At 62.2% G+C, this 14,144-nt stretch carries 17 protein-coding genes; 6 read left to right on the top strand and 11 right to left on the bottom strand.

Annotated elements, in window-relative coordinates; translation table 11 throughout:
* Window positions 1-20: 20 nt before the first annotated feature.
* The 3 genes from J5J10_RS11985 to J5J10_RS11975 are packed head-to-tail and all read right to left on the bottom strand — an operon-like array spanning window position 21 to window position 2,074.
* Window positions 21-797, bottom strand: a complete 777-nt coding sequence (locus J5J10_RS11985) for a VOC family protein (RefSeq protein WP_211930044.1) — start codon at window positions 795-797, stop codon at window positions 21-23.
* A gap of 34 nt (window positions 798-831) precedes the next feature.
* Window positions 832-1,320 (bottom strand): DUF1579 domain-containing protein, encoded by a 489-nt coding sequence (locus J5J10_RS11980; protein ID WP_211931220.1) that lies wholly within the window; start codon window positions 1,318-1,320, stop codon window positions 832-834.
* Between the two features lie 25 nt (window positions 1,321-1,345).
* Entirely contained in the window at window positions 1,346-2,074 is a 729-nt protein-coding gene (locus J5J10_RS11975) for a thioredoxin family protein (RefSeq protein ID WP_211930043.1), read from the bottom strand.
* 59 nt (window positions 2,075-2,133) lie between these two features.
* Here J5J10_RS11975 and J5J10_RS11970 point away from each other — a divergent pair, with 59 nt between their 5' ends.
* The gene (locus J5J10_RS11970) at window positions 2,134-2,610 is read left to right on the top strand and encodes a MarR family transcriptional regulator (protein WP_211930042.1); all 477 of its coding nucleotides are present in this window, start codon (window positions 2,134-2,136) and stop codon (window positions 2,608-2,610) included.
* A gap of 81 nt (window positions 2,611-2,691) precedes the next feature.
* Here the strand turns inward: J5J10_RS11970 and J5J10_RS11965 are convergent, their stop codons facing one another.
* The 3 genes from J5J10_RS11965 to J5J10_RS11955 form a co-directional block, all read right to left on the bottom strand.
* A complete protein-coding gene (locus J5J10_RS11965; protein WP_211930041.1) occupies window positions 2,692-3,456 on the bottom strand; it encodes an RES family NAD+ phosphorylase in 765 nt (254 codons plus the stop codon).
* Complete coding sequence (locus J5J10_RS11960; RefSeq protein ID WP_211930040.1) at window positions 3,416-3,799, bottom strand: MbcA/ParS/Xre antitoxin family protein; 384 nt, start codon at window positions 3,797-3,799, stop codon at window positions 3,416-3,418. The genes J5J10_RS11965 and J5J10_RS11960 overlap by 41 nt, the downstream gene beginning before the upstream one ends.
* Before the next feature lie 107 nt (window positions 3,800-3,906).
* The gene (locus J5J10_RS11955) at window positions 3,907-4,329 is read right to left on the bottom strand and encodes an organic hydroperoxide resistance protein (protein WP_211930039.1); all 423 of its coding nucleotides are present in this window, start codon (window positions 4,327-4,329) and stop codon (window positions 3,907-3,909) included.
* A 129-nt stretch (window positions 4,330-4,458) separates the two neighbouring features.
* Between J5J10_RS11955 and J5J10_RS11950 the strand changes: the two genes are divergently transcribed.
* A complete protein-coding gene (locus tag J5J10_RS11950) occupies window positions 4,459-4,932 on the top strand; it encodes a MarR family transcriptional regulator (RefSeq protein ID WP_211930038.1) in 474 nt (157 codons plus the stop codon).
* Here J5J10_RS11950 and J5J10_RS11945 read toward each other — a convergent pair.
* The 3 genes from J5J10_RS11945 to J5J10_RS11935 all read right to left on the bottom strand — a co-directional run bounded on the left by J5J10_RS11945 (window position 4,916) and on the right by J5J10_RS11935 (window position 8,234).
* A complete protein-coding gene (locus J5J10_RS11945) occupies window positions 4,916-5,641 on the bottom strand; it encodes a L,D-transpeptidase (RefSeq protein ID WP_208548738.1) in 726 nt (241 codons plus the stop codon). The genes J5J10_RS11950 and J5J10_RS11945 overlap by 17 nt on opposite strands.
* Before the next feature lie 185 nt (window positions 5,642-5,826).
* Entirely contained in the window at window positions 5,827-6,627 is an 801-nt protein-coding gene (locus tag J5J10_RS11940; protein WP_211930037.1) for a L,D-transpeptidase, read from the bottom strand.
* An 80-nt stretch (window positions 6,628-6,707) separates the two neighbouring features.
* On the bottom strand, window positions 6,708-8,234 hold the full coding sequence (locus J5J10_RS11935; RefSeq protein WP_211931219.1) for an MDR family MFS transporter: 1,527 nt from the start codon (window positions 8,232-8,234) through the stop codon (window positions 6,708-6,710).
* Between the two features lie 104 nt (window positions 8,235-8,338).
* Between J5J10_RS11935 and J5J10_RS11930 the strand changes: the two genes are divergently transcribed.
* Window positions 8,339-8,869 (top strand): MarR family winged helix-turn-helix transcriptional regulator, encoded by a 531-nt coding sequence (locus J5J10_RS11930; protein ID WP_211930036.1) that lies wholly within the window; start codon window positions 8,339-8,341, stop codon window positions 8,867-8,869.
* A 140-nt stretch (window positions 8,870-9,009) separates the two neighbouring features.
* Here J5J10_RS11930 and J5J10_RS11925 read toward each other — a convergent pair whose 3' ends face one another.
* Complete coding sequence (locus J5J10_RS11925; protein ID WP_208548735.1) at window positions 9,010-9,210, bottom strand: hypothetical protein; 201 nt, start codon at window positions 9,208-9,210, stop codon at window positions 9,010-9,012.
* 135 nt (window positions 9,211-9,345) lie between these two features.
* On the opposite strand from J5J10_RS11925, the gene J5J10_RS11920 reads away from it, so the two are divergent.
* Both J5J10_RS11920 and J5J10_RS11915 read left to right on the top strand, forming a co-directional pair.
* The gene (locus J5J10_RS11920) at window positions 9,346-10,713 is read left to right on the top strand and encodes a TIGR03808 family TAT-translocated repetitive protein (protein WP_211930035.1); all 1,368 of its coding nucleotides are present in this window, start codon (window positions 9,346-9,348) and stop codon (window positions 10,711-10,713) included.
* Between the two features lie 92 nt (window positions 10,714-10,805).
* Window positions 10,806-12,608: an EAL domain-containing protein gene (locus tag J5J10_RS11915; protein WP_211930034.1), complete on the top strand. Its 1,803-nt coding sequence runs from the start codon at window positions 10,806-10,808 to the stop codon at window positions 12,606-12,608.
* 22 nt (window positions 12,609-12,630) lie between these two features.
* Here the strand turns inward: J5J10_RS11915 and J5J10_RS11910 are convergent, their stop codons facing one another.
* Window positions 12,631-13,179, bottom strand: a complete 549-nt coding sequence (locus J5J10_RS11910) for a DUF2087 domain-containing protein (RefSeq protein ID WP_211930033.1) — start codon at window positions 13,177-13,179, stop codon at window positions 12,631-12,633.
* A 288-nt stretch (window positions 13,180-13,467) separates the two neighbouring features.
* On the opposite strand from J5J10_RS11910, the gene J5J10_RS11905 reads away from it, so the two are divergent.
* The gene (locus J5J10_RS11905; protein ID WP_211930032.1) at window positions 13,468-14,127 is read left to right on the top strand and encodes a glutathione S-transferase family protein; all 660 of its coding nucleotides are present in this window, start codon (window positions 13,468-13,470) and stop codon (window positions 14,125-14,127) included.
* Window positions 14,128-14,144 lie beyond the last annotated feature (17 nt).

Raw genomic sequence — 14,144 nt, 5'->3', positions numbered from 1 at the left:
CCACCGGCCCCTTCTCTTTTTTAGCGCGACCCTGATGTCAGGTTGAAATAGGCTCCCTGCGGGTCCTGGCATGCGGCGATCCATGATCCTCCCGGAACCTGATGCGGTCCCATGAGGACGTTGCCGCCGAGCTCCTCGACCTTTGCCACAGCCGCATCGATCGCGGGGACGATAAAGTAGAATCCCCAATAAGGCATCGGCATTTCAGGACGCTTGGTCATCATGCCGCCAATGCCGCGGTCGCCGAGCTTGAAGGTCTGGTAGATGCCCATGGCGTCCATGTCGACCGCCATGTCCTTTTCCCAACCGAAGCGGGCGGAATAGAAATCCCAGGCCTTCTCCCAGTCGCCCGCCATCAATTCGTTCCAGCCGACGGTGCCGACGCTTCCGGGCTGCGGCCATTCGCCGGTCCCGCCCTCCGGCATCTTCGGCGTCATGATGCAGACGACCGCACCCTGCGGATCCGCAACCACCGCGAAACGACCGATGCCGGGAATGTCTTCCGCCGGGCGACAGATAGTACCGCCCGCCTTCTGGTAGTCGGCTGCCATCGCATCGACGTCGTCAACGGCAATGTAGCCCGTCCAGTTCGGCGGAACGCCCTGCTCCTTCATATCCGGCATCAGCGGCATCATACCTGCAACGCCGGAGGAAAAGCCCGGCAGGGTGAAGCTGGTATAGGTGAAGCCGGGCATCTGCGTTTCCTCGGTTCCCCAACCGATCAGCTCGCAATAAAAAGCCTTCGCTCCTTCGGGGTCGGGGGTCATCAGCTCATGCCAGATAAAACTGCCGTGCATTGGCGTATCTCCGTTATTATTCGTTCGAGCGGCCTCAGCGGACCCTCTTCATTTCACTCGTCATGAAAGTCTGGAAACGACCGTCTTCTTTGCGGACGCTGCCCGAAAAGGTGCGGCGATCATCATCAAGGAAGCTGATGACATCCCGATAAACGCAGGTCTTCGACGCATCGTCGAAATCCGGGCCCTCGGCCTCGAGCGTAAGGGTCTGGCCGTCGGCCTCCACCCAGCCGCGGTAGATCCAGAACTTGTCCATCATCGACCCGATCCAGCTTCCGACATACTGGCCAGCCGATGGATCGTATCCGAGGGTCATGATCATTGTGGCACGCTCACCGTCCGGCATGCATCCACCACCCTCGGCGATAAACCAGAGACCACCAACCGATCGTACGTTTTCCGTCCAGCGCTTTTTCGGATCATCCGGATCGTAATCCGACTGGGTGTTGGTCGAGGTCACGAGCCAGTCGCCAACGAGTCGCTCGAGAAAACGATGCTCGGCGCGGGGTTTCGACGATTCCATCATAGTCTTTGCTCCCAGAACATTGTCATGAGTGGCAGCACGACGCCGCCTGGGGCTTCACCTCGTACTCGTCCTTGCGCTTCACGAAGCTCAGCGTACCCGTCTCGTTGCGGCCGAGAGGCGCATGGTCGAGCATCATGAGCGCACCGAGGGCCTCCTCCCCTCCCCGTGCATACTGCGAGTAGGTATGGAAGATCTCGCCCATTTCGTTCCGATAGAAGGCGGACATGCCCGGCAGCTCGTCATGCGCCTGCTCGCGCGGCGTCTGGCGAAAATTGTAATCGACCGAACCGGAGGCCAGCTGCTCGGGCGTGAAGGAGACGTGGTAGTCGAAATTGAAGTCGCTGCCATAGGAGGAAACCCAAGGGAAATGCCAGTTCATGCGGCGCTTGTAGGCCTCGATCTTATCGAGCGGCGCACGCGATACCGTCAGCAGCGTCACGTCGTGATTGTTGAGGTGCGGCAGCATGCCGTCAACATGATCGGCGAAGAACGAACATCCGGGACATCCGGCATCCCAATCCGGCCCGAACATGAAATGATAGACGAGCAATTGGCTACGGCCGTCGAAGAGATCGGAAAGCGACCGCCGCCCCTGCGGCGTATCAAACATGTAGTCCTTCTCAACCCTCACCCAGGGCAGTTCCAGCCGCTCGGCTCTCACGCGATCACGCAGACGCGTGACCTCTTTCTCGCGGGCAAGAAGCACCTTGCGCGCCTCCAGCCACTCCTCCCTCGAAACCACAGCATTCATGGCCTTCCTCCTCATTTCTTTGCGCTTGACATTTACGTTGATATCAACATATTTGAGGCATGTCAAATCAGCCGACGATTCCCTATTCGACGACGATCCACGTGAAGGACACCTGCCTGTGCCTGCATGCGCAGCGGGCGGCACGGGTGCTGGCGCGTCGGTTCGATGTCGCACTGAAGAGTCTGGGGCTGACCAACCAGCAATTCTCGCTGATGATGTCGCTGAACCGCCCGAAGCCGCCTTCCATGGCGCCGGTTGCGCGACTTCTGGCGATGGATCGCACGACACTGACGGCGGCGTTGAAACCACTGACGAGCCGCGGGTGGGTGGCGGTGGATCCCGATCCGGAAGATCGTCGTGGGAAACTGCTCAAGCTGACGAGCGCAGGAATGGCGGTGCTGTCGGCGGCGTTGCCGATCTGGACCGACACGCACAGGGAAATCGAAGCCGAGCTGTCGTCGGGAAATCCGGACTCCCTTCGCCGCGATCTGCTCGAGCTCGGCGCACCTGAACTTACCCGCCCCCGCGCCGCCTGACGCCTGAGCAATCCGAAATTCGCATCGCCGGCCGGCACCTTCTCTCCGCTCTCGATCCGTCGAGGGTGGAGAGAAGGCTTTTTATCCGAACCGCCTGGACAGGCGGGCATCTCCGGAAACCATTTCGCTCACGGAGAAACCCACACGCCGGCGCGGAAACTCGCACAGGGCCTGAACCGATGCCGAACCGAGACGGATGCGCCAGGTCTGGCGTTCGACCGGCCCTGGCGTGGCAAAGCCCTTCGCCGTCAGTAGCGCGAGATTACGCCCTCCGCGTGGATCGCGGACCGACCGGTAGAGGATCGCCTCGATATCCGCGTCCCGTGCGGCGTCGGCGAGCGCCTGACAAGCGGTATAGTCTGTCGGATGGCGCCAGTGGGCTGCATCCCTGTTCAGGGGCGCCAGCGTCAGGTCGATCGCCCTTTTGGTGTCGACCGACGCCGAAAACGCCGTGTACTCCGCGGCATTGGCCGGCAAAGGAGTGGCGGGCGACTCCGCATAGAAGAGAAGGCGATAGAAGATCATTTCGGCCAGCGCGGTCTCGACGGCAGCGGCGGCGTAAAAGACACCCGGGGTCCGCCCTGCCCTGCGGAAACGGGAGCCGCGCGGATAGACCGAGCCATAACGGAACGGCGTGGCGAGCAGGTAATCGAGGCCTGCACATTCCGGCGGGAACGACGGTTTGGTCTCCTCCAGCAAGGTTTCCAGCAGGGATTGCTCCTCGACGCTGTCGACGAGTTTCATGGTTGAGACCTGATGCTGCGCCTCGACGAGCCGCCAGAACGCACCCGCCAGCGGATGCGCTTCAGACGAGAGCGCGGCGGGCGTCCAGGTATCCAAGGACATCGACCAGGCCGGTTATGGAGGAGATTTTATCGAGCGGTGCCGCAGGCAAAGCGGTATTGGAGCCGCGCAGCCAGGCTTTGGCGACCGCCTCATCGCCACCGGTCACGGCATCCAGCGAACGGAACAGGCGGATGAAAAGCAGGGCCAGCTCGAAAGGCTTGGTGCCGCGCTCCAGAAGGAAGTCCAGGCGCTTCATGCGCGAGACGGTGGCTTCCGATACACCGATAACGGCTGAGAGTTGCCGTGCCGAAAGGCCCAGCCTGTCCGCCGCCGAGACAACGGCCTTGGTGACCGTCGCGCCTTCCGTTGCCGGAATTCTCACCTGATCTGCTGAATGAAGCACAGCTAATCCTTTCCTGAGAAAGAATATAGGGAAAAAATCATCTCCAGACAAGATCAAGGTAAAGGCCGGCTTGGAAGCCGGCCTTCGGGCGGTGGATCAAGGAGAGATCAGAGCACCGTGACTGGAACTTCGGTCGAGGTGCGCATGGCATGGCTGTACGGGCAGACGATGTGGGCGGCAGCCGCGAGACGTTCCACCAGCTCGCGTTCCAGACCCGGAATTTCGACAGAGATCTTCACTTCGATCCCGAAGCCCTGACCGTCGTCACGCGGACCGATGCCGACATCGGCGTGAACCTTGGCATCCTCGGGGATCTTCACCTTTTCCTTGCCGGCGACAAACTTCAGGGCGCCGAGGAAGCACGCCGAATAGCCGACGGCGAAAAGCTGTTCGGGATTGGTGCCGGTGGCGCCGTCGCCGCCGAGTTCCTTCGGCGTCGTGAGCGTGACGTCGAGAACACCATTGTCGCTGGCACCATTGCCGGAGCGGCCGCCGGTAGCGTGACCATGAGCGGTATAGAGAATCGGCATTGCTGAACTCCTTGTTTGCGGTGATGATGGAAATTACATAATGCAAAATTAAATTGTGCGCAATGTATTTTTTGAACGATTGCGCCGAGCCACTTGAATTGCCACAATGCGAGGAATGCGGAGATCGACATGACCGACGACCAGAAGCGCCCCGACACCAAGGTGACGCTGGACCAGCAGGTCTGCTTCGCCATCTACGGGGCGGCACATGCCTTCAACCGAACCTACAAGCCTCTGCTTGAGCCGCTGGGCCTCACCTACCCGCAGTATCTCGTGATGATGACGCTCTGGGAGAAGGACGGACTGACGGTAAAGGAGATCGGCGAGAAGCTCGGCCTCGACTCCGGCACGCTCTCGCCGCTTCTGAAGCGTCTGGAACAGGCCGGACGGATAGAGAAGCGGCGCGCCGACGACGACGAACGGCAGGTGCTCGTGACCTTGACCGAGGGAGGCCGGGCATTGCAGCCGGAATCAGCGCGGATCATGCAGGCAATCGGCGCCGCAGCCGGCTGCCCCGTCGGCGAACTCGTGGAGTTGCGCGAGAGGCTGAAAGCGCTGACGAGCAACCTCGAGAATGCCGAGCTCGCTACTGGCGAACGATGATGCGGGCCTTGTTCGGCACGCGATCATAGAGATCGATGATATCCTGGTTCATCAGGCGCACGCAGCCGGACGAAACCGCCTTGCCGATCGAATTCCACTCCGGCGAGCCGTGCAGGCGGTAGAGCGTGTCTTCGCCGCCCTGGAAAATATAGAGCGCACGGGCACCCAGCGGATTGTTCAAGCCTGGCGACATGCCGCCATTTTCCGCCGAGTATTTCGCAAGCTCGGGCTGCCGCGCGATCATTTCCGTGGGCGGTGTCCACTTCGGCCACTTCTGCCGCCACTGGATCACACCCTCGCCCCGCCAAGAAAAGCCCTGACGGCCGATGCCGACGCCGTAGCGCATCGCCGTGCCGCCCGGCTCCACGAGATAGAGGAAGCGGCGCGGCGTATCCACGACGATCGTGCCGGGACGTTCGCCGGTCGGATCGACAACCCGCTGGCGATAGAAACGGGGCTCGATGCGCTGGTAAGGCACGGCCGGAATGACATAACCGCCATCGAAGGTCTCGCCATACATCGCGTCGAGTTCCGGCGAGCGGCCGCCGGCAAGCGGAGCTGGGCGCGGCATGCCGTCACGATAGGTGATCGTCGTCTGCACCGGACCGCGCGATGGATAGGATGATGCGCAGCCGGCCAGCAGGCTGGCGGCACCGACGGCGGACAGAGACAAAAAGCTGCGGCGCGAAGAAGAAAAGGACGACGTCATGGGCTTGGAGGAACCTCGTGAAAACCGGAAGGCGTGAAATCATAAATGCCGCAATTATGGCAATGTTCCGCCCCGCCATCGCCCCTTTCCGCAATGCAGCAGGACGGTGGCAAACTTGCAACAGGCATCGCCACGGCGATCATGGCGCGTGTCCGTGAAGATTCCGTATCGGCGGAGGGAAGTCGCTAGATAACGACGATGGGCGCCTTGTCTCCGACCCGGTCGTAGAGGTCGATGACGTCCTGATTGAACATGCGCACGCAACCCGACGACGTCGACTTGCCGACCGACTGCCAGTCCGGCGTGCCATGCACCCGGTACAGCGTGTCCTTTCCATCCTGGAAGATGTAAAGCGCGCGGGCTCCGAGCGGGTTGTTCAGTCCAGCCTCGAGGCCACCCTGTTCCGCACCGAAGGGCCGCAAATTCGGCTGGCGCTCGACCATCTCGCCGCTCGGCGTCCAGCGGGGCCATTTCTGCTTCCACTGGATGATTCCGCGGCCGCTCCAGGCGAAGCCATCGCGGCCAAGCCCGACGCCATAGCGCATGGCCTTACCATCGGGCTGTACGAGATAGAGGTAGCGCGCCTTGGTGTCGACGACGATCGTGCCGGGCTTCTCGGCCGTCTGATAGGCAACCTCCTGCCGCAGCAGGCTTGAATCGATCCGGGTCAGCGGCAGCGCGGGAAGCGTTCGGTCTTCATCACGCAGTTCGCCGTACATGATGCGATGCATCGGGTTGGAAACGGGTAGCCCGTAGGTCTGATGGAACTGTGTCTGATAGAGCTCGCGGCGCTGCGGAACCGGCTGCACCGGTGCCGGCTGGACGCGGGCAGGCTCGTACCATACCGGCGCCACCTCGTCCTGGAACACCTCGATGTTCATGCGACTGGTATCCTGGACCAGAATGCAGCCCGACAAAGCCGAGGCACAGACCAGGCTGGCGAACAGAGCAATACCCTTGCGAACACGCTGAAAATCGAAATCCATGACCAACCGCTTCAAAAGACTCTCCAAAGTCTTCCGCATCATGCATGCCGCGGCTGGCGTGAAGCTGTCGTCGGATGCGATCAGTGAGACTGCGCGGCCTTGGCCATCGGCAGCCGAACGTTCTTGAGGAACAGTGCCGCGCTGAGGCCGACGAGGCAGATGACCGCCGCTGCCAGGAACATGGAATGGAAAGCGCCCGCGTAAGTCTCCCCTACCTGAACCTGCAGGTCCGGCGGCAGCGCCGACAGCGCCTTGGGGGTGAGTTCGTCGATCGGTCCGACGCCCGGGATCGCCGCGCCCAGCCTTGCGACACCGGAGGCGACCACGGCGCCATAGATGGAAATGCCGATCGATGCTCCACCCATTCTGGTGAGCGTCACCGCTCCGGTCGCGGCACCGACATCCCCTGCCCCCGCAGTGTTCTGAACGCCGATCACGGGCACCTGCTGGCCAATGCCGATGCCGACTCCGTGAAGCAGCATGATCGCCGCGATCATCGGCACCGGCGTTCCGACGCCGACGAGCGAGAAAATTCCCATGGCGACGATACCGGTCGTCATGCTGGCGATCGAGAAAATCTTGTAGCGGCCAGTGATGGAGATCATCCGACCGGCAGAGAGCGATCCAAGCGCGATGCCACCGGTGGTGGCGATGAAGAGCAGACCGGCCATGGAGGGAGAAAGACCCGTGGTCGTCTGGAGGAAGAGCGCGACATAGTTGACAGAGCCGATGCCAACGGCACCGCTGCACAGCGAAATGATCAGCAGCAGGCTGAACGTCGGGTTGGAAAACAGCGACAGCGGAACCACCGGTTCGTAGACACGGCGCTCGACCAAGATGAAGCCGATGAGGCACAGGACGCCGGCGGCGACAATGGCGAGGCTTTCCGGCGCCACGAGCGATCCGAACAATTGCGCGCTGTCGGCCCAGACCACCACGGAGGAAATGGTGGCGGCGAGCAGCGCGGCGCCGGCATAGTCGATCTTCGGTCGCCTTTGCGGACGCCGGTAGGGCAGCATCACCGCGAGTCCGGCGAGGACAAGGATACCGATCGGCAGGTTGACGAGGAAGATCGAACGCCAGCCGAACAGATCACTCAAGGTTCCGCCGAGCACGGGTCCGACGGCGCCCGACGCCATCAGGACGAGGCTCGAATAGCTCTGGTAGCGGGCCCGCTCGCGCGGTGCGAAGAGATCGGCATTGATCGAGAAGATCGACACCATGATGCCGCCGCCGCCGAGCGCCTGCAGCACGCGGGCGGCGATCAGCGTGTCCATGGAAACGGCGAGGCCGCAGACCAGCGATCCGAGGGTGAAGATGAGCACGGCCGCCATGATCACCGGCTTGCGACCGAAGAGGTCGCCGAGCTTGCCATAAATCGGCATCACCGCGCTCGACGCCAGCAGGTAGGCCGAGCCGACCCAGCCGAAACGTTCCAGCTGGCCGAACTCGCCGACAATGGTCGGCAGGGCGGTCGCGACGATCTGGTTGTCCAGGGTGGCCATGAACATGGCGGTCATCAAAAACAGGAAGACGACAAGACGCAGTCGCGGGTTTTCGACCAGCGGCGGAAGGTCGGCCGCGGGCGGCGTTTTGATCGGCGACATCTTGTCCATGGGAACATCCAAAATTCTAAGTTGGCTTTTTATGTGCTTTTAGCATATAAATGTCAACAGCACATATTTGCGTGCGATGACTGCGAGGGGGCACCATGACGAAAGAGATATCGGCCAGTTCACTCTGGGCCGTGCCGGACGACGAACCGGAAGACATAGCGTCCATCGGCACCAGCATGTCGAAGATGCGGCTGATGATCGGCAGGCGTATCATCGGACGCATGGCGATCCAGTCGGTAGCGCCGGATCTGGAGCTTACTCATCTCGATGTGATCGAAGCCGTGCGGCGCTGCGCCGACGATGGCGAGGCGACGGTCGGAGCAATTGCCGAAGCGATGCGCATCGATCCCTCGCGCGGCAGCCGGCTGGTGGCGGAACTTGTGAAGCAGGATGTGTTGCGGCGTGCGGTATCGCAGGTCGACGCGCGCCGTGCCGTTGTGGAGTTGACGCCCAAGGGATGGCAGATGATCGAGGCGCTTCAGAACATCAAGGCGAACCTCATCCACGCCATTCTCGCCGACTGGCCGAAGGAGGACGTGGAGCGCTTTGCGATCCTGTTCGAAAAGTTCGTCGACCGGATGCACGCGCATACGAGGCTGGCCGGCGACGGCGGTACGGACGGATGATCGTCAAGAACAATCGGCCGGCCTTCGCGATCCAACGAAGGCCGGCCGATCGGTGCGGGTGCGCTCATGCCGCGGACAGTCCATCCGCCTCCTTGAACGTCGGGCGCGACACCCGCGTCAGCCGCCTGATCCCCCTCATCTCAGGCGACGGAAGACTTCATCGTGGCGGAAATCTTGCGCGCCAGAACCCAGGCGATCGGAAGAGCGATCACACAGCCGGCCGCGAACGCTCCCGCGATCTGCCACGGCTCCATCATCCGCAAGGAGAGAACCGTGGTCACCGACGCGCCTGCCAGCGCCGTGGCGACGAGAATGTAGAGAACCGCAGCAAGACGAAACATCGTGACCTCCATCAATCGATCGAGGATAGATTAGCGCCTGCTTGCACGCCGCCGCATTGATCTGGAGCAAACCGTTTCCTTAACTCCCGCGTGCCATTCTGTCGCGCCATCCGGTTTGATTGTGCCAGGGTAGATATGATCGAAAGACGCCGATTGCTGCTGACGGGAGGCGCCGCGCTCGCGGGGTTCGCGCATCGACCCGCGCTTTCCCAGGCGCTCGCCTTCACCGAGATCGAGATGCGCGGATCGATCGATGCGGCGGCGGCCGGCGTCGTGCCCAATGCGCCCGACAACCAGAGCCGACGGTTGCAGACGGTTCTCAACGACGCGGCGGCGGCAAAGACCCCGGTGTTTCTGCCACCCGGCGACTACACGGTTTCCAATATCGACCTTCCCGACGGAACCCGCCTCACCGGCGTACCCGGTGCGTCGCGCCTCATCTATACCGGCGACGGACACCTGCTGCGCGCCGACGGCGCGGACCGGATCGAGATCAGCAACATTGCCATCGACGGTTCGAACGGCTGGCTTGGCGACCACGTGAGCGGGCTGGTTCACCTCGCCAATGTGGGCGAAGCCCTGATCGACAATTGTGAGATCGCCGGCAGTCGCAAGACGGGGTTTCACATGGAGCGCTGCGGCGGTCGGATCGAACGGTCGACGGTGAGCGGAGCCGCAGACATCGGGCTCTACGCGGTCGAGTGCGTCAGGCTGTCGGTCCGCGACAACCGCGTGCATGACTGCGGGAACGGGGGCATTCTCGTGCATCGCTGGACCAAGGGCGACGATGGTTCGGTCGTCACCGGCAACCGTGTCTACCGGATCGGCGCGCGCGACGGAGGCACGGGAGAATACGGCAACGGCATCAATCTCTTTCGCGCCGACAATGTGATCGTCTCGGACAACCATGTCTCCGACTGCGCCTTTTCCGCGATCCGGGCGAATTCGGCCTCCAATGTGCAGATCCGCGGCAATCAGTGCCTGAAGAGCGGCGAGACAGCGCTCTACGTCGAATTCTCCTTCGAAGGCGCCGTTGTCGCCGACAACCTGATCGATACGGCGGCGAACGGCATCCTGATCGTCAACTTCAACGAAGGCGGGCGGCTCGCCACCGTCACCGGCAATCTCGTCCGCAACCTCTCCCTCACCGGTCCCTATGAACACGACGGCGCCGGCTTCGGCTTCGGCATTTCGGTGGAGGCCGACACGGTCGTTTCGGGCAACGTGATCGAGAACGCGCCGCGCTACGGCATGATGCTCGGTTGGGGGCCGTATCTGCGCGACGTCGTGGTCTCCGGAAACGTCGTGCGCCAGTCGCCAATCGGCCTCTATGTAACCGTAGTGGAGGAGAGCGGCGCGGCTGTCATCACCGGCAATATCTTCAACGGGACGAAAGACGGCGCGATCGTCGGCTATCGCTGGAACGAGAAGACGACCGGCGACCTGATGGCAAGCGGCGACGTACCCCCGCATCTGACGATCAGCGGAAATCGCGCCACGTGAACAAAGTCATAGCTAATTTACATTTTTAGAAAATTCGTAAGGGCTATTTAACGCTGCCGTGTTTTGCTCTCGTCAAGGGGAACGAGCGCACGATGCAGAGACTGCAAAACACCATCCTTGAGATGATTGCCCGCGGCGACGGACTGAGGGAGACAGTCGACTATCTTTGCAACGCCGTGGAGCGGATACTTCCCGATACCATTTGTTCGGTCCTGCTGCTGGACGCGGAAAGTCGCCTCAGTCATCTTTCCGGCCCGTCACTTCCAGAGTTCTATTCGAAGGCAATAGATGGAGTCGCAATCGGCGCTGGCATCGGATCATGCGGCACTGCGGCCTATACAGGCCGCCCCGTCGCGGTCTCCAGCATCGCGACACATCCGTTCTGGCAGGACTATAAGGACTTGGCACTTTCGGCGGGGTTTCTCGCGTGCTGGTCAACCCCCATCATCCTGTCCGACAAGGTCATGGGAACCTTCGCTTTCTACTATAGAACCGAGCGCAATCCGACACGCCGGGAAAAACAGGTCGTCCAGGCGTGCGTGCATCTCTGCGCCATCGCCATCGAACGGGACCAGCGGGTCATCGAACGTCAGAGGCTGGCGCAAACCGATGCGCTCACGAAGCTTCCGAACCGGAAGGCCTTCAACGACAAGGTTGCCTGTCTCGACGCAGGCAGCCGGAGCTGGGGGCTTCTGCTCGCCGATGTCGACAATCTGAAGCTCGTCAATGACCGGTTCGGGCACCTTGCGGGCGACGATCTCATCCGATCGGTGGCCGAACGGCTCTCGGGCCTCGGCAAGAACTGCCAGAGCTTCCGGCTGGGGGGCGACGAGTTCGCCGTGCTCGTGGAATGTGACGGCCGTGAGGAACTGGTAGAGATCGCCGAGAGGCTTACCGTCATCATGAAGGCGCCGACGCTCTGCGCCGGGCAGCTTATCAATCCTTCCGTCACCGTCGGCGGCGACATGGCGGCCGAAGGAAAGCCGTCACACCAGGTTCACCAGAACGCGGATTACGCTCTCTACCATGCGAAAGAGCGTCGCCGCGGCGGCTTTGTGGAGTTCGTGTCAGGGCTCGGTTCCGCAATCGCACGGCGTTACCGGTCCATACAGGACCTGACCGAGTCCCTGCAGGACGGACGCATCGACGCCTTCTACCAGCCGGTGGTCGAGCTTTCGACCGGCAACCTCCGGGGTTTCGAGGCGCTGTGCCGGATGCGGACGAGAAGCGGCGAGATTGTCGCCGCAGGTTATTTCCACGAGGCGACGCGCGACGGCCAGGCCGCCTACGACCTGACCCAACGAATGCTTGAGACGGTGGCCGCGGACATGCGCAGCTGGCGTGATGACGGCCTCTACTTCGGCCGGATCGGTATCAACGTCTCCGGCATGGATCTTTATCGAGGCGGATTGTGCCAGCGTCTCGAAGCCGTTTTCGGCGCACATGGCGTTCCGCTCGACCGGGTGGCCATCGAGGTCACGGAGTCCGTCTATCTCGATCAACGAGACGAGACGGTTGCGAGGGAAATCAGCCGGTTGCGGGCAGCTGGCGTCTTCGTCGCACTCGACGATTTCGGCACGGGCTTCGCCTCGCTCACGCATCTTCTGACGGTGCCAATCGACCTCATCAAGATCGACAAGTGCTTCGTCCAGAGAATGGCCAGCGAACGGGCCGGAGGCGTCATCATCAAGGGTCTCATCGATATCGCCGACGGCCTTGGAATCCGGGTGATCGCGGAAGGCGTGGAAACGCCCGAACAGGTTCAACTCCTCACTGACCTCGGCTGCCAGCGTGGGCAGGGTTTCCTCTTCTCGCGCCCGCTTGAAAGGGTCGCCGCCCGCGCGTTGATGAAGCAACAGGCCGACAATGCCGCGCTGCTGGCGGCCGCCAGCTAAAAGCCGGCAGTCGCTGCAACTCTCACTCTCTCGCCAGCGCGCCGCCGAGGCTCTTCAGGAGCACGATGGCTTCGGCAGGTGGCCGCTGCTCGATGCGCCGGTAGACCTTGCAGTCCTGCGTCCGGAAGAGCAGTCGCTGGTTGACCATCTCGCGCCGCAGGAGCGCGTGATCGCCGAACAGGTGCAGGTCTCTCAGCAATCCGCTGATCGCCTTCTCATCGAACTCCCGCTCGGCCGGGATGCGCGCCCAGAGTGCCCACAGGCAGAGCTGCTGGAGCGACGTCTTGGCCGGCCAGCGGGATAGCCTGCCCTGCCCGTCGAAACAGCGAAGCGCCGCTTCCACGCGCACGTGATCCACCGGCGCGGCCGGCGGCGACGGCATTGCCAGACGTTCACCGGCGGCTTGCGCGGCACGAAGGTGCTGGAAATTGCGGAAGCCGGCCGCCCGGGACAGGATGTTCAGAAGTTCGACGTGGCCGGGTTTTTCCGTCCGTTCGTCGAGTTCCCGCTTCAGGTTGCGGGCGAGCGCCGATATGTCCGGCGCATGATACGTCATGATGCTACGCGACATCGTCTTTTCCTCGATATCGTGCCCGAATTGGAATGCGTCGGTGGTCACCGTCTTGTCGACCGGGCACGGGAAAAGTGTCTGTCGAGATATCATGCGGCAGGTTTAGCTCCCCTTGCGGGGCGGTGACGCCTGGGTGAACTGCTGACCCACGCATTTTGGATAGAGCTGAGGCCGCGTACTGTCAATCCGGCCCATCACGAGAAATCAGCATCGCATCACGCCGGGGCCGCTTCAAAAACCTCGTGCTTGCCGCTAGCTTCGACCGCAACGAAGCGGAGGGAAGTTTTCATGCTGGAAATCCATGGCGTCTACCGGTCGCGCGCGACGCGACCCCTTTGGCTGATCGAAGAACTGGGAATCGATTTCGAGCATGTACCAGTGATCCAGGCCTACAAGCTTGCCGATCCGCTCGCGCGGGATGCACGTCTCAACACGCGTTCGCCGGATTTCCTGGCGATCAATCCGATGGGGACGATCCCCACCATGGTCGATGGGAGCCTCGTGCTGTTCGAGTCCATGGCAATCAACCTCTATCTCGCGAAGAAGCATGGCGGGTCACTCGCGCCTGCGGATCTGAGCGAAGACGCGCTCATGACACACTGGTCGTTTTTCGGCGCGACGTCGATCGAGGCGAACGCGCTCAAGATTTCCCTTGCGGCGGCGGAGGGACGCCTTGAAACCGAGGCCGGCAAAGCGGAGGCCCTGGCGGTTGCCCGCCTCCTCGACCGGCCCTTCGCCGTGCTCGACTGTCATTTTGCCGGGGCGGAATACATCGTGGGCGAGCGCTTCACCGTCGCCGACATCAATCTGGCCGAGGTGGTCCGCTATGCGTCGGCGCACACGCCGCTGTTCGAGAAGCATCCCCATGTCCGGGACTGGCTGGCGCGCTGTCACGCCCGTCCCGGCTTCAAGGCGATGTGGGAGAAGCGGCTGGCAGAGGTCGAATGATCGGCGGCAGTACCCCC

Origin of the sequence: Ciceribacter sp. L1K23 (assembly GCF_018122705.1) — a bacterium.
Taxonomy (GTDB): Bacteria; Pseudomonadota; Alphaproteobacteria; order Rhizobiales; family Rhizobiaceae; genus Allorhizobium.
This window is presented reverse-complemented; position numbering and strand designations above follow the sequence as displayed.